Below are 17,701 nucleotides of genomic sequence, written 5' to 3'. Positions count from 1 at the left end.
CCCCTGACACGCGCGCGTGAGCCCAGCCCGGCGGGCCGCCCGAACCGCGCGCCCCGCCGTACCCGTGCGGTCCGCGGCCCAGGGCCCGTCGGCCGCGGCCCTGGGAGAGGACCGGCAGATTGCGCGACGGTGCCTGCCCGCGCGTGTCCTCCTCGAGGCGCAGGGCGAGCGCCGGGCAGCGGCGCACCGCGCGCAGTGCCTTCGCCTCCGCGTACCGCGGGACCTGCGCCTGGGCGACGGTCGGGAAGCCGTCGGCGCCGAGCTCGAACACCTCCGGCAGGATGTCCGCGCACAGCCCGTGGCCCCGGCACAGCGTCCAGTCGACGTAGATCTTCTGGCGGCTGCCGCCGTTCTCCTCCGGCTCCCCGCCGCCCGGGACGCCCGTGGGGGCCCTGCCCCCCTCGAAGAGCGGCAGAACGCCCTCCACGGGCCGTCCGCAGCCGTTTCCGAGGACGTGCGCGGCCAGGTCGTCGGTGAACGCCTTGATGGTCGACTCCAGGAACATCGCCGAGCCGTCCGGGTGCGAACACGCCCCGCGCCGCTTCACGTTCTTCGCGACCTGCTTCAGCGCCTCCAGGGCGGCCGGCCCGCCGCCGTTGAGGATGTCCTCCATGCCGCGCGCGGCGGCCGGCAGGCCGAGGTAGCAGGGCCCGCACTGGCCGGCGCTCTCCTCGGCCAGCCACTGCGCGACCCGCAGCGACTCGCCCAGCGGGCACGTGTCCTGGCTGATCGGCAGGATCGCGCCCGCGCCCAGCGAACCGCCCACCGCGTCCAGCGAGTTGCGGGAGACGATCGCCTCGTTGACGGTCGCCGCGTCGATCCACTTGCCGTGGTAGCCGCCGGTCAGCACGCCCTGCGGCACCGGCGGGGCTCCCGCCAGCTGCAGCACGTAGCGCAGCGGCACGCCCGTGGGGACCTCGATCACCATGGGGCGGGCGACCGCGCCGGACACGGTGAGCATCACGGTGCCCGGTTCGTCGTACAGGCCGGTGTTGCCGTAGCGCTCCGGGCCGATGCGGGCGGCGATGGCCAGCTGCGCGAACGTCTCCGCGTTCGACAGCAGCGTGGGCGCGCCGCCGACGCCGCTCTGCGAGGCGCTGATCTTGCGGCCGGGCGGGACGGCCGGGCCGCCGTCGACGGAGCGGATCAGCGAGGCGGCGGCGCCGGTGACCATGCGCACCGGATTGCGCTGCACCCACGCGCGCAGTGCCGATCTACGGCTGTTGCTCAGGCCTCGCTCGGCGAGCGCGGCCTCCATGGAGCGCTGGGTGGACTCCCGGGTGACGCCGATGACGAGGGTGCGCGCGCCGAGCGCCTCGGCGCACAGCAGCGCGCCGTCCAGGATGAGGTGCGGGGCACGGTTGATCAGCACCGTGTCCTTGCGGCAGGCAGGTTCGTCCTCGCTGCCGTTGACCACGACGACCGGCCGCACCCCGCGCTTGATCGCCGACTCGGCGACCGAGCGCAGCTTCTTGTGGAAGGGGAAGCCGGCGCCGCCGCGGCCCTTGAGGTTGATGCGTTCGGCGAGCTGGGCGAGCTGTTCGCCGCCCAATGGGTCGAGCGGCCCGTGCACCTTCAGGTGCATGGGCAGATCGAGCCGCTCCACAAGGTCGAAGCCCGACGTGAGCTGGGGAAGTCCGACCACGCGGACTTCGGGGACGTCGGGCAGGGCCTCGTTCACTTAAAGCCTCCGGAAGGCGTGTTCCAAGGTTCGCCCGAACCCGGTGCCTCGTAGGAGGAGCCGGGCAGCGTTTCGGTGGCGGGACCGCTGTTGAACGTGTCACTCGGGTTGTACGTGCCGTAGAGGCCGTTTGTCTCACCGGTGTCGTACACGTCACTTCCGCCGTATCCGGCCGTGCCCGGATTGCCGTAGACCGGGATGGTGTATCCGGTGTCCTGGAGCGGGTCGTACGCGGACGGCGGGGCCTCGCCGACCGGCGGCGGGGACGGGATCGGCCAGCTGCCCGAGGTGCTGGAGGGGCCGTCCACGCGCGGGATGGCCTCGGTGGCCTGGAGGTCCATCGGCAGGTCCATGCGGGCGGTCTGGTCGGCCGCGAAGGGCTGCTGCGGGCGGCCGGGCGTGGAGACCGCGCGGTAGGCCGCCGCGAAGCCGGCGGCGGGCTCGGCGGCCGGGGCGGCAGGGGTCTGGTAGAGCGGGGAGGCACCCGTGTCCGCCGGGGCCCGCCGCTGCTCCCGCCGGCTCTCGAAGCCGGGCAGCCCCGACTCGGCCACCCGGGAGCGGCTCGCGTCCAGGTCGTCCAGCCCGGGCCGCTCCGAGCTGCCGAACAGGGCCACCAGGCGGTCGGCGACCCTGCGCTTGACCGGGCGCGGCGCGGCGCGCAGGGCGAGGGCGCCCATCACGCCGAGCAGGGACAGGCTGTAGAGGATCACGAAGATCGGCTTGGCCGCGCGACCCGCGTAGAGTCCGTGGATCAGCGCGGCACACCAGGCCGGGTAGGCCAGCATGTGCATGGCCCGCCAGCGGGCGGCGACCGGGGCCGGGGTGGCGAAGTTGCTGCGCAGGGCGCCGGTGATGCCGACGAAGATCATCAGCAGGCCCGCGAGGGAGCCCAGCCCGATCAGGCCGCCGATGCCTGAGACCCCGAGCGAGAACGGAATGATCGCCGCGATCAGCTCGGTGTGGCCGAGCGCGATCTTGGTGGTGATGTGCAGCAGCAGGAACGCGATCGAGCCGACCGCGGTCGTCCGGTGCACCGCCTGGCCGATGATCCGCTGCCGCGTGTTCAGGAAGATCCGGTCCTGTGCGAACAGGCCCCAGATCACCGAGCAGCTGAGCGAGACGAGGGACAGCACGCCCGCGCCGAAGTTCAGGAACTCGCGGAACTGGCTGCCTCCGACCAGCACGACCACGGGTATGAGCAGCAGGATGACAGCGGACGCCACCCCATAGGCCGAGCGGCCGGGCTTGGGGAGCGAGCTGGTACTACGACGAGGGTTCATGGGGGCAACTCCGAGCAGTTTCGGGAAAGCGGTCCCGCTGCCGCACTCTAAGTGGAGCCATACCGATCAGTACGGGGTTTGAGTTATTGCGTTGTTATCAACGGACAATGCGACGGGGGGCGGTGTCCCATAGGGGACGGTACGCGAAGTAATTGCTGACCTTTGTTCAGTTCCGGGCGGGCTTCGTGACATGTCCATCAGGGATACGGAAGCGCGTCGCCGCTTGCTCAAGGGCTGCGGTACCCTAGCGCCATGCGTGCCGTACGCCTTCTGCTTAGCGGGCCGCGCTGATCAGTACCGACCCCGGTCCAGCCGTGAGGTCGGCATCGGCGCGGCGTCCCCTCCTGTGCGAGGGGTTTTTTCGTTTCTTTGGACGCCGCAGCCGCAGGCAGAGACGATCGATGGAGCTTTGAGGATCATGAGCGAGACGAACCCCGCTGCCACCGCCGCCACGTCGGCGGAGGCCGCGCCGCACCGCTACACGGCCGCCATGGCAGCCGAGATCGAGGCACGCTGGCAGGACTTCTGGGACGCCGACGGCACCTACGCGGCGCCGAACCCCAAGGGTGACCTGGCGGGCGATCCCGAGCTGGTCGCCAAGCCCAAGAAGTTCATCATGGACATGTTCCCCTACCCCTCGGGTGCGGGCCTGCACGTCGGCCACCCGCTGGGCTACATCGCCACCGACGTCTACGCCCGGTTCCAGCGCATGACCGGACACAACGTCCTGCACACCCTGGGCTTCGACGCCTTCGGCCTGCCCGCCGAGCAGTACGCGGTGCAGACCGGCACGCACCCGCGCGTGTCCACCGAGGCCAACATCGAGAACATGAAGGCCCAGCTGCGCCGGCTGGGCCTGGGCCACGACAAGCGCCGGTCGTTCGCCACGATCGACCCGGAGTACTACAAGTGGACCCAGTGGATCTTCCTGCAGATCTTCAACTCCTGGTACGACGCGGAAGCGCGCAAGGCCCGCCCGATCTCCGAGCTGATCGCCCAGTTCGAGTCCGGTGAGCGTGCGATTCCGGGCACCACGCGCGCGTGGAACGAGCTGACCGCCGCCGAGCGCGCCGACGTCCTGGGCGAGTACCGCCTGGCCTACGCCTCCGACGCGCCCGTCAACTGGTGCCCGGGCCTGGGCACCGTGCTGGCCAACGAGGAGGTCACCGCCGACGGCCGTTCCGAGCGCGGGAACTACCCGGTCTTCAAGGCCAAGCTGCGCCAGTGGAACATGCGCATCACCGCCTACGCCGACCGGCTGCTGGAGGACCTGGAGGAGCTGGACTGGCCCGAGGCCATCAAGCTGCAGCAGCGCAACTGGATCGGCCGCAGCGAGGGCGCCCGCGTCGACTTCCCGATCGACGGCGAGCGCATCACGATCTTCACCACCCGCCCCGACACCCTGTTCGGCGCGACCTACATGGTGCTGGCGCCCGAGCACCCGCTGGTCGACAAGTTCACCCCCGAGGCGTGGCCCGAGGGCACGCACCAGGTGTGGACCGGCGGCCACGCCACCCCGGCCGAGGCCGTCGCCGCCTACCGCGCGCAGGCCGCCTCGAAGTCCGACGTCGAGCGGCAGGCCGAGGCCAAGGACAAGACCGGCGTCTTCACCGGCGCCTTCGCGACCAACCCGGTCAACGGCGAGCAGATCCCGGTCTTCATCGCCGACTACGTCCTGATGGGCTACGGCACCGGCGCGATCATGGCCGTCCCGGGTCACGACTCCCGCGACTTCGCCTTCGCGCGCGCCTTCGAGCTGCCGATCCGCTGCGTGGTCGAGCCGACCGACGGCCGCGGCACCGACCCGGCCACCTGGGACGACGCCTTCGTCTCGTACGACGCGAAGATCGTCAACTCCGACAGCGCCGACGTGAAGCTGAACGGCCTGGGCGTGGCCGACGCCAAGGCGCGCATCACCGAGTGGCTGGCGCAGGAGGGCATCGGCGAGGGCACCGTCAACTTCCGGCTGCGCGACTGGCTGTTCAGCCGCCAGCGCTACTGGGGCGAGCCCTTCCCGATCGTCTACGACGAGGACGGCATCGCCCACGCGCTGCCCGAGTCGATGCTGCCGCTGGAGCTGCCCGAGGTCGAGGACTACAGCCCGCGCACCTTCGACCCGGACGACGCCGACACCCAGCCCGAGACGCCGCTGTCGCGCAACGAGGAATGGGTCAACGTCACCCTGGACCTGGGCGACGGCCCCAAGAAGTACCGCCGCGAGACCAACACCATGCCCAACTGGGCCGGTTCCTGCTGGTACGAGTTCCGGTACCTGGACCCGCACAACGACCAGAAGCTGGTCGACCCGGAGATCGAGCAGTACTGGATGGGCCCGCGCGAGGGCCTGCCGCACGGCGGTGTCGACCTGTACGTCGGCGGAGCCGAGCACGCCGTGCTGCACCTGCTGTACGCGCGCTTCTGGTCCAAGGTCCTGTACGACCTGGGGCACGTCTCCTCCGCGGAGCCGTTCCACAAGCTGTTCAACCAGGGCATGATCCAGGCCTACGTCTACCGCGACAGCCGTGGCATCGCGGTGCCGGCCGCCGAGGTGGAGGAGCGCGACGGCGCCTACTACTACCAGGGCGAGCAGGTCTCCCGCCTGCTGGGCAAGATGGGCAAGTCCCTGAAGAACGCGGTCACTCCGGACGAGATCGCCGCCGAGTACGGTGCCGACACGCTGCGCCTGTACGAGATGGCCATGGGCCCGCTGGACGTCTCCCGCCCGTGGGACACGCGCGCGGTGGTCGGCCAGTTCCGGCTGCTGCAGCGGCTGTGGCGCAACATCGTCGACGAGGCCACCGGCGAGGTCACCGTCACCGACGCCGAGCCCGACGAGGAGACCCTGCGCGCCCTGCACAAGGCCATCGACGGCGTGCGCCAGGACCTGGAGGGCCTGCGCTTCAACACCGCCATCGCCAAGGTCACCGAGCTGAACAACCACCTGACCAAGGCCGGCGGTCCGGTGCCGCGGTCCGTGGCCGAGCCGCTGGTGCTGATGGTCGCCCCGCTGGCCCCGCACGTCGCCGAGGAGCTGTGGCGCAAGCTGGGTCACACCGACTCGGTCGTCCACCAGGACTTCCCGGTCGCCGACCCGGACTACGTCGTGGACGAGACCGTGACCTGCGTGGTGCAGATCAAGGGCAAGGTCAAGGCCCGGCTGGAGGTCCCGCCGGCCATCTCCGAGGAGGAGCTGGAGAAGGTCGCGCTGGCCGACGAGAAGGTCGTCGCGGCGCTGGGCGGCGCGGGCATCCGCAAGGTGATCGTGCGGGCGCCGAAGCTGGTCAACATCGTTCCCGCGTAGGAAGCGGGTGCTTTCCACCGGCTCGGGGTAGTCCCCTACGGGCAGGTTCGGGGTTCTTCCGGAACTCCGCACCTGCCCGCAGCGTTTACCGTGGAGAGCACAGCGGCTCGTGCCGTACCAGGCCGGAGGAGGAGCGTCATGGACGTAGTGTTGGCCGTGTTCGCCCTGCTCTTCCTGCTCTTCGTCGGCCTCGGCGCGTACGCCACGGTCAAGGCCGTCGGCGCCGCCAAGCGCGGCGTGGACCGGACCATCGCGCAGGCCCGCCGCACGGTCGAGGACCACACCCTGCGTGCCAAGTCCTTCGCCCAGATCGGGCCCGCCGGCGAGATCGCCCAGCTGCGCCTCGCGCTGCGCACCTCCATGCGTGCCACGCAGGACGCGCTGCACGCGGGCGCGGCCGAGGACGAGTCGCTGAAGGAGTCCCTCGGCCTCTTCGAGCGGCTGAGCGCGCACGGACACGAGCTGGACGCCGACCTCAAGCGCCTGGAGTCCGAGCCGGACCGGGCCGCGCTCGCCGAGCGCCTGCCCGAACTGCGCAGCCGCACCGAGCGGATCACCTCGTCCGCGGACTCCCTGCGCTGGGCCGTCCACGACCGGGCCCGCCGATTCGCCGACGACGATCTGGGCACCCTCAGCGCCCAGATCGACATCGAGGCGGGCGCCCTGCGCCACTGGACGGGGGCCGAGCCCGGCCAGGCCTCCCCACAGTGGTCCGACGCGCCCGCCCCCGCCGCGGCCGACCGCCCCGCCACCGGGCAGAGCCGCCCCAACGCCTCCGGGTCCCACGCGGGGCAGCCCGCTCCCGACGCGATCGCGCCGCCGTCCTGGCGCCCCACGTCCCCGTGGCAGAAGAAGCCCCGTCCCGAGAGCACCACATGACGGGGACGTTCCACGACCACAGCGCAGGGGCCGGGCTGCCGCGCGTGCACTACGCCAGGTAACCTCCAGCTCATGTCCCGCCATGTCGCGATCGTCACCGATTCAACGGCCTATCTGCCGCCCCGGACGATGGAACGCCATGGCATCACCGCGGTCCCGCTGATCGTGGTCCTCGGTGACCAAGCCCTCGAAGAGGGCACCGAGATCTCCACCCGCTCGCTGGCCCAGGCGCTGCAGAAGCGGCGCTCCGTGACCACCTCCCGCCCCAGCCCGCAGGTGTTCGCGGAGACCTACCGCAGGGTCGCCGAGTCGGGCGCGAGCGGCATCGTCTCCCTGCACCTGTCCGCCGAGCTGTCCGGCACCTACGACGCCGCGGTCCTCGCGGCGCGCGAGGCACCGGTGCCCGTGCGGGTCGTGGACACCGGGATGGTCGCGATGGCGCTCGGCTTCTGCGCGCTGGCCGCGGCCGAGACCGCGGAGGCGGGCGGCACGATGGACGAGGCCGTCACGGCCGCCGAGAAACGGGCGGCGGGCACGTCCGCCTACTTCTACGTCGACACCCTCGACTATCTACGCCGCGGGGGCCGCATCGGTGCCGCGCAGGCGCTGCTGGGTTCCGCGCTCGCCGTCAAGCCGCTGCTCCAGCTGGAGGGCGGCCGGATCGAGCTGCTCGAAAAGGTCCGTACGGCGTCCAAGGCGATCGCGCGCCTGGAGGAACTGGCCGCCGAGCGGGCGGGCAGTGCCGAGGTCGACATCGCCGTCCACCACCTCGCCGCCCCCGACCGCGCCGCCGCACTCGCCGACCGGCTGCGGGTACGCGTCCGGGGCCTGGCCGACCTGCATGTCAGCGAGGTCGGAGCGGTGATCGGGGCACACACCGGACCCGGGCTGCTGGGCGCGGTCGTCTCGCCTCGCTGACATCGGTAATCCCCAGGCCTCCCTTGTCACTTGGGGCCGGGGCCTGCCGGTTTCACCCGTCCGGGTGGTGGAGTTATCCACAACTAGTCGGTCATCCACGGAAATCCATCAGGATCATCGCAATGGGGCGGAATCCTCCATCCTCGTTGCATGGCACTTCGATCTCGCTCACGCACGGCAACTCCGACCAGCGGCCCCGGCCGTGGCACCGCCTCCGACGGCCGCCTCCGTCACCGCCGCAACACCGTCCCCCCTCGCCGCGCCCGTCACCGGCCGCCCGCACCGGCGGAGGAACTGCGCCGCCGCGCGGAACTCCTCTTCGGCGAACGAGCCGCGCAGTGGCGGGAGTCGGGGAACGCACCACCGGACCCGGAAAGGCCGGCAAGCGCACCGACGGCAATGGTGACGGGTCCGGCACCGGGGCTGAGGACGAGGAGGACGCCGACCACGGCGCGGCCGGGCACGACCCCGGGTGGGCCGACGACCATGGCTCCACCGGGGCCGGGCAGCGTTACGGATCCCGGACCGGCCGGTGCGGTGAGGTCGTCGGAGCCGGAGCCGGAGCCGGAGCCGGAGCCGGAGCCGGAGCCCGAGTCAGGGCCGGAGGCGCCCGCGGGCCCGGGCTGGCGGGAGCGGGCCGGGCTGGCACTACGCGAGCGGATGCCGGTGTGGCTGCAGGCACGGTACGCAGTGGAGCGGCGCGGAGTCGTGGCGCTCGCCGTGGTCCTCGTGGCCGCCGCCGTCTTCGCCGTGCAGCACTTCTGGGCCGGCCGACCCCAGTCGGTGAGCGCCCCCCAGGTGGTGCACACCCAGGCGCCGTTCGCCAGGAGCAGCGAGGGAGCGACGGCCGGGGCGGCGGCGAGTACGTCGGCGACACCAGGCGCGCAGATCGTCGTGGACGTCAGCGGCAAGGTCCGCGAACCGGGGATCAGGCGGCTGCCGGCCGGTGCCCGGGTGGCCGACGCGCTGCGGGCGGCGGGCGGAGTCCGGCCGGGCGTGAGCACGGAAGGGCTCAACCGGGCCCGCTTCCTGGTCGATGGCGAGCAGGTCGTCGTCGGTGCCCCCGCCGGGGCCGCAGCCCCGCCCGGCCCGGCCGCCGGACCACTCCCCGGAACCACCGGCACCGGCCCGACAGCGCCGGTCTCCCTCAACACGGCCACTGTGGACCAGCTCGACACCCTGCCCGGAGTGGGCCCGGTCCTGGCCCGGCACATCATCGACTACCGCACCCAGCACGGCGGTTTCCGCTCCGTGGACGAACTGCGCGAGGTGAACGGCATCGGCGACCGCCGGTTCACCGATCTGCGCGAGCTGGTACGGCCATGAGCCGCGCGCTCGACAAGGCCGACCCGCGCTCCGGACCCGAGCAGGGCGGGACCGCGCACACCGGCCGGGACGGTCCCATGGACCTGCGCCTGGTGCCACCCGCGCTCGCGGCCTGGGCCACGGCGGCCCTGACCCTGGACACCCCAGCGGCCTGGACCGCAGCGACCGCCGGCGTCTGCCTGGTCGTCGGGGTCCTGCTGCTGTCCGTGCGGCGGCCTGGAGGGGGCGGCCAGGGGGTGCGGTCTGGGCGGCTGGGACGGTTCGAACCCGGATCGAGCACTTCTCGCCAAGGTGCGGTCGGCGCCGGGCAGGCCGCGCCGGCCGGAGCCGTGGTGACCGTCCGACGCGGGGGGCGAGGTGGGAGGGCGGAGCGTGCCGGGTGGGGACGCGGCCGGTTCCGCTGGGCACGGCCGGCCGTCGCCGCGGTGCTGCTCTGCGTCGCCGCAGCAGCCGCCTCGGCCGGGCTGCACGGGGCCGACGTGCGGCGTGGGCCGGTGCCCGAGCTGGCCCGGCGGTTCGCGACCGTGACCGCCGAGGTCGAGGTGAGCGGCGATCCCTGGCTGAGCAGGCCCCATGTGCGCGGCGATCACGCGGCGCCCCTGGCGGTGCTGGCCCGGGCCGAGCTGCGGAGTGTCGAGGAGGCCGACGGAAGGCGGGTGCGGATCCGGACACCCGTGCTGCTGATCGTCGACCCGGACGTCCCGGCACCGGAGAAGGAAGGGGCCGGGAGCGGGACTTCCGGAGGTTCCCCGATCCCCGCCGGACAGGTCCCGTCGGCCGGGGGGCGGGCCGCCTGGCTCGGGCTGCTGCCGTCCACCCGGCTGAGGGTGGCCGGCCGGCTCGCGTCTGCGCTGACGGGCGGCGACCGGACCGCGGCCGTGCTGCGGGTGCGCGGCCGGCCGGAGCCACGGATCGTGGCGGGACCGAGCGGGCCGCAACGGCTGGCGGGGCGGCTCAGAGCGGGACTGCGGGAAGCGACCGACGACCTGCCCGGAGACGCACGGGCGCTGCTGCCCGGGCTGGTCGTCGGGGACACCTCGCGGATCACGCCCGAGCTGGACCACGCCTTCGACGAGACGGACCTGGCGCACACACTCGCCGTCTCGGGCAGCAACCTCACCGTTCTGCTCGCGCTGCTCATCGGGCCGCCCGGCCTGGCCCAACGGGTCGAGCGCCGTGGCCTGGCCCCGCGCCTGGGGCTCTCCCTACGGGCGACGGCGCTGCTCGCGGGGGTGCTGACGCTGGGCTTCGTGGTCGTCTGCCGGCCCGACCCGAGTGTGCTGCGGGCCGCCGCCTGCGGCGCGGTGGCGCTGCTCGCCCTGGCCACCGGGCGCCGCAGATCCTTGATCCCGGCACTGGCCACAGCCGTCCTCCTGCTGGTGCTCTACGACCCGTGGCTGGCCCTCAGTTACGGCTTCCTGCTGTCCGTGCTGGCCACCGGCGCGCTGCTGGTGATCGCGCCGGGCTGGAGCGAGGCGCTGCGGCGGCGTCGCGTGCCCCCGCGGGTCGCCGAGGCACTGGCGGCGGCCGCCGCCGCGCAGGCGGTGTGCGCGCCGGTCGTGGCGGTGGTGTCGGCCAGGGTGAGCCTGGTGGCGGTGCCGTGCAACCTGTTGGCCGAGGTGGCGGTGGCACCGGCGACGGTGCTGGGATTCGCGGCGCTCGCGACGGCACCGATGGCGATGCCGGCGGCCAAGGCGCTGGCCTGGTGCGCGAGTTGGCCGACCAGGTGGATCGCCGGGGTCGCGCGGGCCGGGGCGGCGCTGCCCGGCGCGGGAGTGGACTGGCCGGGGAGCTGGCCGGGGGCGCTGGCGCTCGCGGCGGTCACCGTGGCCGTCGTGCTGGCCGGCCGGAGACTGCTGCGGCACCCGGCGTGGTGCGCGCTGCTCGGCGTGCTGGTCGTGCTGCTGGTGACGCGGCCGGCGCCACTGACCCGGGTGATCACGGGCTGGCCGCCACCGGGCTGGCGGTTCGCGATGTGCGACGTCGGGCAGGGCGACGCGACCGTGCTGGCGGCCGGCGAGGGCGCCGGGGTGGTCGTGGACGCCGGACCCGATCCGGCGCTGGTCGACCAGTGCCTGCGACGACTGGGCATCACCCGCGTCCCGCTCCTCGTCCTCACCCACTTCCACGCCGACCATGTGGCGGGCCTGCCCGGCGTCCTGCGGGGCCGCTCGGTGGCCGCGATCGAGACGACGGGGCTCGCGGAACCGGCGGACCAGGCGGAGTTCGTCCGCAGGGAGGCGGCTGCACGGCACATCCCGGTCACGACGGCCGCCGCGGGCGAGGAACGGCGCGCGGGACCACTCACCTGGCGCGTCCTGTGGCCCCCGCCGCAGAGCACCCGGTCGCGGAACGCCCCGGCGCAGGGCACACGGCCGCCTTTCGGGGCGACGGTGCCGCCGGCCCGGCCGGGTGTCCCGTACGAGCCGGAGGGCCCGAACGACGCCAGCGTCGCGCTGCTCGTGCACACCGGCGGGCTGCGGCTGCTGCTGCTCGGCGACCTCGAACCCCCGGCGCAGCAGGCGCTGCTGCGGTCACCGGCGGCGGCCGGCCTGGCCGGAGTGGACGTCCTGAAGGTGGCGCATCACGGCTCGGCCTATCAGGACCCGGAGCTGATACACCTCGCGGCACCACGGGTGGCGCTCGTCTCCGCCGGCGCCGGCAACCCCTATGGCCACCCGGCACCGGTGACCATGGCCGCGCTGCGGGCCGGCGGCGCGACGGTCCTGAGCACCGACCGCGACGGCGCCCTCGCGGTCACCGGGACCGGAGGGGCCAAGGGCCGGATGCGGGTGACGAGGGAGGACTAGAGAGCGAAGAGAGGACTGGGAAGTGAGCAGAGAGGGCTGGGGAGTGAAGAGACGGGACTGACTCAGACTGGGCGCATGACGTCAGCACAGATCGATGCCTACCTCCGCCGGCTCGGGAGCGAACGCCCGCAGCAGCCCACCAGCGACGCGCTGCGCGCCCTGCACCTGAGCCATCTGCGGGCCGTCCCCTTCGAGAACCTGTCGGTCCACCTCGGAGAGGACATCTCGCTGGAGGAGCAGCGGCTGCTGGACAAGGTGACCGGGGCGGGGCGCGGCGGCTTCTGCTACGAACTGAACGGAGCGTTCGGGACGTTGCTCGCCGCCCTCGGTTACGAGGTGGAGCTGCTCGCGGGACGCGTGTACGGCGACGAAGGGCGGCTCGGGATCCCCTACGACCATCTCGCCCTGCGGGTGCGGACGGTGGAGGGGGACACCTGGCTCGCCGACGTCGGGTTCGGGGCACACAGCCACCACCCGCTGGCCTGGGCGGAACGCGGGGAGCAGGACGACCCGGGTGGCAGGTTCCAGGTGGTGGAGGCCGGGCCGGACGCGGCCGGGGTGCGCGGCGGGGACCTGGACGTTCTGTGGGACGGCCAGCCGCAGTACCGGCTGGAGACCCGCCCCCGGGCGCTCGGGGACTTCGCGGCCGGCGCGTGGTGGCACAGCACCTCGCCGACGTCGCACTTCACCCGGTCCCTGGTCTGCTCACGGCTCACCGAGGACGGCGGGAGGATCACGCTCAGCGGGCGCAAGCTCAAGACGACCGCCGTGGACGGCACCAAGGAGACGCGCGAGCTGGAGACGGACGAGGAGGTGCTGACCGTGTACCGGGAACGGTTCGGGATCGAGCTGAGCCGCGTGCCGACCGTGCGAGACCCTGACCACAACGGCTGACCGGCCCGGTCCTGGCGCGACCGCTGGATTCCCGTGACGCGGGCCCGGGTTGCCTCCCGCCGAGCGTGCACCGGGCCGCACCGGGCCGCACCGGGCCGCGCCGGGACGTGCCGGAACGTGCCGAGGACCTGACCCGCACGGCCCGCCGCGGGCTCCTGTCCGAAGGCCTGACCCCGCGCGCGTGCCCCCGCGGCTGACCTGCCCCTTCGCCGTCTTCGCGGTGCCGGACAATGGGCCCGTGAGCGATGTGAGACATGTGCTGGTGCTGCCCGACCGTGATGCCGCCGAGGAGGCGGCCGAGGCGCTCGGGGAGCGGTTCGGGATCGACGAGGAGCCCCGGCTCGTGCGCGACGCGCTGGCCGGCGAGGACGACGCCGAGGACGCCCAGTGGCTCGTGGTCCTGCGGGACGAGGGGGAGCGGCTGGACCCCGCCGAGCTGGACGCGTTCGCGGGGGAGTGGGACGGCTGGCGCGAGGAGCCGTGACTCCGAACGCGTGCCCGCCAGCCCTGGCCCGAACCCGTGCCGTCGAGCCCAGGCCGTCGAGCCCGTGACCGAGCGCGTGCCCCCCAGCCCGACCCCGCGTGACCTCCGAGCCCTGGCCCGAACCGATGCCGTCGAGCCCGAGCCCGAGCCCCCAGCCCGAGCCCCAGCCCGTGCCCGGGCGCTCAGCCGCCGGCCCGCCCGAGCCCTCAGCCCCCAGCCCATGCCCCCGCACTCGTGCCCCGAACCCGCGCGCCCCCGACCCCGACTCGGGGTCCGCTCCGGGGCCGGTCAGGGTGCCGGGGCCGCTTCGATGTCAGTGCCCCGTGGGATGCTGTAGGCGATGGCCAGGAAGACTGCGAATGACGACCCTCTCGCCCCGGTGACTCTTGCCGTGGGCCAGGAGGACCTCCTGCTCGACCGTGCCGTGCAGGAGGTGGTGGCCGCCGCCAAGGCCGCCGACGCCGACACGGACGTACGTGACCTGACCCCGGACCAGCTGCAGCCCGGCACCCTCGCCGAGCTGACCAGCCCGTCGCTCTTCGCGGAGCGCAAGGTCGTGGTCGTACGCAACGCGCAGGACCTGTCCGCCGACACGGTCAAGGACGTGAAGGCGTACCTCGGTTCGCCCGCCGAGGAGATCACGCTCGTGCTGCTGCACGCCGGCGGCGCCAAGGGCAAGGGGCTGCTGGACGCCGCGCGCAAGGCGGGGGCGCGGGAGGTGGCCTGCCCGAAGATGACCAAGCCGGCGGACCGGCTGGCCTTCGTGCGGGGGGAGTTCCGCTCCCTCGGGCGGTCGGCCACCCCCGAGGCGTGCCAGGCGCTCTGCGACGCCATCGGCAGCGACCTGCGGGAGCTGGCCTCGGCGGTGTCGCAGCTCGTCGCCGACGTGGAGGGCACGATCGACGAGGCGGTCGTCGGGCGGTACTACACCGGCCGGGCCGAGGCCTCCAGCTTCACGGTCGCCGACCGGGCCGTGGAGGGCCGCACGGCGGAGGCGCTGGAGGCGCTCAGATGGTCGCTGGCGACGGGCGTGGCGCCGGTGATGATCACCAGCGCGCTGGCGCAGGGCGTGCGGGCGATCGGGAAGCTGTCCTCGGCCCGGGGCGGCCGGCCGGCCGATCTGGCGCGTGAGCTGGGCATGCCGCCCTGGAAGATCGACCGGGTGCGGCAGCAGATGCGGGGATGGACGCCGGACGGGGTCTCGGTGGCGCTCAGAGCCGTCGCCGAGGCCGACGCCGGAGTGAAGGGAGGCGGGGACGACCCGGAGTACGCCCTGGAGAAGGCGGTCGTGACGATCGCGCGGGCCGCGCGGTCCAGGGGCCGGGGCTGACCCGGTCGCACACATCCTGGCCCGCGGCTGGGGGGCACGCGTCCGCCGTGCACTGCTCCACGGCGGAGCGCGAGAGCAGCGGCTCGACCGAAAGCACCGACAAGGCCGACGGCGTGCGGTCGTGACGCGGCGGAGCCGGCCATGCCGAAGGCCCCGCCGCACACCCTGGGGAAGGGAGAGCGCCGGGGCCTTCGGACCAAGCTGGTGAGCCCGTTCCCGCGTGGCGAACGCAGGCCGCGAACAGGCTCGTGGGTGCCGGACGGGAGCGGATGAGAGAGGGCCCGCTCTGGGTCCTTCCGGCGGTCAGATCAGAAAGGTTCAGCCCTTGAGGGTCGCGACCTTGGAAGCAAGCGCCGACTTCTTGTTGGCGGCCTGGTTCTTGTGGATGACGCCCTTCGAGACGGCCTTGTCGAGCGCACGCGCGGCAGCGCGCTGCAGCTCGGTGGCCTTCTCGACGTCACCCGCGGCAGCGGCCTCGCGGGCCTTGCGGATCGCGGTCTTCAGGGAGGACTTGACGGCCTTGTTGCGCAGCCGAGCCTTCTCGTTGGTCTTGATCCGCTTGATCTGGGACTTGATGTTCGCCACGAAGGAGCCTTTTCAGGTTCAGGTGCGGGGCCGCTCGGGTCCCGTACCGGTGATCCAAAATTTTCTGTCGCGCCTCGCGCTGAGAGGGCATGAGGCACAGCCATCTACAGTACCAGTGGCTCTTCGGACGGCCCAAAACGGCCCCCGGTCCCCGCGCGTGGGACCATGGAGACTACGTAACGATCCGACCCGAGGCATAAGGCGCCTCAAGAGACAGGACCCTGCGTGCCCGCGACCCCTAACCATGTGCCCGAGCCGAGCCGTACCGCCCCGGCTCTGATCCGCAATTTCTGCATCATCGCGCACATCGACCACGGCAAGTCCACGCTCGCCGACCGGATGCTCCAGCTGACCGGTGTGGTCGAGCAGCGGCAGATGCGTGCTCAGTACCTCGACCGGATGGACATCGAGCGCGAGCGCGGCATCACGATCAAGTCCCAGGCGGTGCGTCTGCCCTGGGCCCCGACCGAGGGCCCCGACCAGGGCACGACCCACATCCTCAACATGATCGACACCCCGGGGCACGTCGACTTCACCTATGAGGTCTCGCGGTCGCTCGCCGCCTGCGAGGGGACCATCCTCCTCGTCGACGCCGCCCAGGGCATCGAGGCGCAGACCCTCGCCAACCTGTACCTGGCGATGGAGAACGACCTCACGATCATCCCGGTGCTGAACAAGATCGACCTGCCGGCCGCCCAGCCGGAGAAGTTCGCCGAGGAGCTCGCGAACCTGGTCGGCTGTGACCCGGAGGACGTGCTCAAGGTCTCCGCGAAGACCGGTCTCGGCGTGGACGCGCTGCTGAACAAGGTCGTCAAGGAGATCCCGGCGCCGGTCGGGGTCGCCGACGCGCCCGCCCGCGCGATGATCTTCGACTCGGTGTACGACTCCTACCGCGGTGTCGTGACGTACGTCCGTGTCATCGACGGCCAGCTCAACAAGCGCGAGCGCATCAAGATGATGTCGACCGGCGCGACCCACGAACTGCTGGAGATCGGCGTCAACTCGCCCGAGATGCTGCCGGCGGACGGCCTCGGCGTGGGTGAGGTGGGATACCTCATCACCGGCGTGAAGGACGTCCGGCAGTCCAAGGTCGGTGACACCGTCACCAGTCAGCAGAAGGGCGCGACCGAGGCGCTCGGCGGTTACAAGGACCCGAAGCCGATGGTCTTCTCGGGCCTGTATCCGCTGGACGGCTCGGACTACCCGGAGCTGCGCGAGGCCCTGGACAAGCTGCAGCTCAACGACGCCGCGCTGGTCTACGAGCCGGAGACCTCCGCCGCCCTCGGCTTCGGTTTCCGCGTCGGCTTCCTCGGCCTGCTGCACCTGGACGTGATCCGGGAGCGCCTGGAGCGCGAGTTCGGCCTCGACCTGATCGCCACCGCCCCCAACGTGGTCTACCGCGTGGTCATGGAGGACGGCAGCGAGCACACGGTCACCAACCCGAGCGAGTTCCCCGAAGGCAAGATCAACGAGGTCTTCGAGCCGGTCGTACGGGCCACCATCCTCGCGCCCACCGAGTTCATCGGCTCGATCATGGAGCTGTGCCAGACCCGGCGCGGCACCCTGCTCGGCATGGACTACCTCTCCGAGGACCGGGTCGAGATCCGCTACACGCTGCCGCTCGCGGAGATCGTCTTCGACTTCTTCGACCAGCTGAAGTCCAAGACCCGCGGTTACGCCTCGCTGGACTACGAGCCCACCGGCGAGCAGACGTCGAGCCTGGTCAAGGTCGACATCCTGCTGCACGGCGACAAGGTGGACGCGTTCTCCGCGATCACCCACAAGGACCAGGCGTACGCGTACGGTGTGCGGCTCGTCGCCAAGCTCAAGGAGCTGATCCCGCGGCAGGCCTTCGAGGTGCCGGTGCAGGCCGCCATCGGCTCCCGGGTCATCGCCCGCGAGACCATCCGCGCCATCCGCAAGGACGTCCTCGCCAAGTGCTACGGCGGTGACATCTCCCGTAAGCGGAAGCTGCTGGAGAAGCAGAAGGAAGGCAAGAAGCGGATGAAGATGGTGGGTTCCGTGGAGGTTCCGCAGGAAGCCTTCATCGCGGTCCTCTCCAGCGATGACGGCGCGGGGTCGGCCAAGGGCAAGAAGTAACCAGAGGTAACAACCGGTCACGCCCGCAAACCGGGCATGTGGGGGCCCGTCGCGCGAAAGCGCGGCGGGCCCCTGTGTGTACCTGGTGGGGAAAGTGACAGGCCGAAGCCCCT

At 72.4% G+C, this 17,701-nt stretch carries 11 protein-coding genes and 1 pseudogene; 9 read left to right on the top strand and 3 right to left on the bottom strand.

Going from position 1 to position 17,701, the window contains the following annotated elements:
• Positions 1-73: 73 nt before the first annotated feature.
• Positions 74-1,681 (bottom strand): annotated as a pseudogene (locus ABZ923_RS20275) (NADH-ubiquinone oxidoreductase-F iron-sulfur binding region domain-containing protein); the annotation flags it as partial.
• Entirely contained in the window at positions 1,678-2,961 is a 1,284-nt protein-coding gene (locus ABZ923_RS20270; protein WP_361473455.1) for a cytochrome b/b6 domain-containing protein, read from the bottom strand. The pseudogene ABZ923_RS20275 and the gene ABZ923_RS20270, both read right to left, overlap by 4 nt.
• A 418-nt stretch (positions 2,962-3,379) precedes the next feature.
• Here ABZ923_RS20270 and leuS point away from each other — a divergent pair, with 418 nt between their 5' ends.
• From leuS to holA, 8 genes are all read left to right on the top strand, one after another.
• Entirely contained in the window at positions 3,380-6,262 is a 2,883-nt protein-coding gene (gene leuS, locus ABZ923_RS20265) for a leucine--tRNA ligase (RefSeq protein ID WP_361473452.1), read from the top strand.
• A gap of 138 nt (positions 6,263-6,400) precedes the next feature.
• Positions 6,401-7,141, top strand: a complete 741-nt coding sequence (locus ABZ923_RS20260; protein ID WP_361473449.1) for a hypothetical protein — start codon at positions 6,401-6,403, stop codon at positions 7,139-7,141.
• A gap of 72 nt (positions 7,142-7,213) precedes the next feature.
• A complete protein-coding gene (locus ABZ923_RS20255; RefSeq protein ID WP_361473446.1) occupies positions 7,214-8,059 on the top strand; it encodes a DegV family protein in 846 nt (281 codons plus the stop codon).
• Between the two features lie 150 nt (positions 8,060-8,209).
• Complete coding sequence (locus ABZ923_RS20250; protein ID WP_361473443.1) at positions 8,210-9,385, top strand: ComEA family DNA-binding protein; 1,176 nt, start codon at positions 8,210-8,212, stop codon at positions 9,383-9,385.
• Positions 9,382-12,195 (top strand): ComEC/Rec2 family competence protein, encoded by a 2,814-nt coding sequence (locus ABZ923_RS20245; protein ID WP_361473440.1) that lies wholly within the window; start codon positions 9,382-9,384, stop codon positions 12,193-12,195. Before ABZ923_RS20250 ends, ABZ923_RS20245 begins: the two co-directional genes overlap by 4 nt.
• A gap of 75 nt (positions 12,196-12,270) precedes the next feature.
• On the top strand, positions 12,271-13,089 hold the full coding sequence (locus ABZ923_RS20240; RefSeq protein ID WP_361473437.1) for an arylamine N-acetyltransferase: 819 nt from the start codon (positions 12,271-12,273) through the stop codon (positions 13,087-13,089).
• A gap of 238 nt (positions 13,090-13,327) precedes the next feature.
• Positions 13,328-13,573, top strand: coding sequence for a hypothetical protein (locus ABZ923_RS20235; protein WP_030777274.1), 246 nt, complete (start codon positions 13,328-13,330; stop codon positions 13,571-13,573).
• 340 nt (positions 13,574-13,913) lie between these two features.
• Complete coding sequence (gene holA / locus ABZ923_RS20230; protein ID WP_361473433.1) at positions 13,914-14,903, top strand: DNA polymerase III subunit delta; 990 nt, start codon at positions 13,914-13,916, stop codon at positions 14,901-14,903.
• Between the two features lie 318 nt (positions 14,904-15,221).
• Here the strand turns inward: holA and rpsT are convergent, their stop codons facing one another.
• Positions 15,222-15,488, bottom strand: a complete 267-nt coding sequence (rpsT, locus tag ABZ923_RS20225; RefSeq protein ID WP_061922887.1) for a 30S ribosomal protein S20 — start codon at positions 15,486-15,488, stop codon at positions 15,222-15,224.
• A gap of 225 nt (positions 15,489-15,713) precedes the next feature.
• Between rpsT and lepA the strand changes: the two genes are divergently transcribed.
• The gene (gene lepA, locus ABZ923_RS20220) at positions 15,714-17,588 is read left to right on the top strand and encodes a translation elongation factor 4 (RefSeq protein WP_361473430.1); all 1,875 of its coding nucleotides are present in this window, start codon (positions 15,714-15,716) and stop codon (positions 17,586-17,588) included.
• Positions 17,589-17,701: the final 113 nt, after the last annotated feature.

It is taken from the genome of Streptomyces sp. NPDC046881 (genome assembly GCF_040645015.1).
GTDB lineage: Bacteria > Actinomycetota > Actinomycetes > Streptomycetales > Streptomycetaceae > Streptomyces.
Note: the sequence above shows the minus strand (reverse complement) of the source record. Positions and strands in the feature narration are given on the sequence as shown.

What these genes read in the sequence shown, in the direction of transcription:
- ABZ923_RS20270 (WP_361473455.1), bottom strand. Translation starts at nt 2,961, where the DNA reads ATGAACCCTCGTCGTAGTACCAGCTCGCTCCCCAAGCCCGGCCGCTCG.
- leuS (WP_361473452.1), top strand. Translation starts at nt 3,380, where the DNA reads ATGAGCGAGACGAACCCCGCTGCCACCGCCGCCACGTCGGCGGAGGCC.
- ABZ923_RS20260 (WP_361473449.1), top strand. Translation starts at nt 6,401, where the DNA reads ATGGACGTAGTGTTGGCCGTGTTCGCCCTGCTCTTCCTGCTCTTCGTC.
- ABZ923_RS20255 (WP_361473446.1), top strand. Translation starts at nt 7,214, where the DNA reads ATGTCCCGCCATGTCGCGATCGTCACCGATTCAACGGCCTATCTGCCG.
- ABZ923_RS20250 (WP_361473443.1), top strand. Translation starts at nt 8,210, where the DNA reads ATGGCACTTCGATCTCGCTCACGCACGGCAACTCCGACCAGCGGCCCC.
- ABZ923_RS20245 (WP_361473440.1), top strand. Translation starts at nt 9,382, where the DNA reads ATGAGCCGCGCGCTCGACAAGGCCGACCCGCGCTCCGGACCCGAGCAG.
- ABZ923_RS20240 (WP_361473437.1), top strand. Translation starts at nt 12,271, where the DNA reads ATGACGTCAGCACAGATCGATGCCTACCTCCGCCGGCTCGGGAGCGAA.
- holA (WP_361473433.1), top strand. Translation starts at nt 13,914, where the DNA reads ATGGCCAGGAAGACTGCGAATGACGACCCTCTCGCCCCGGTGACTCTT.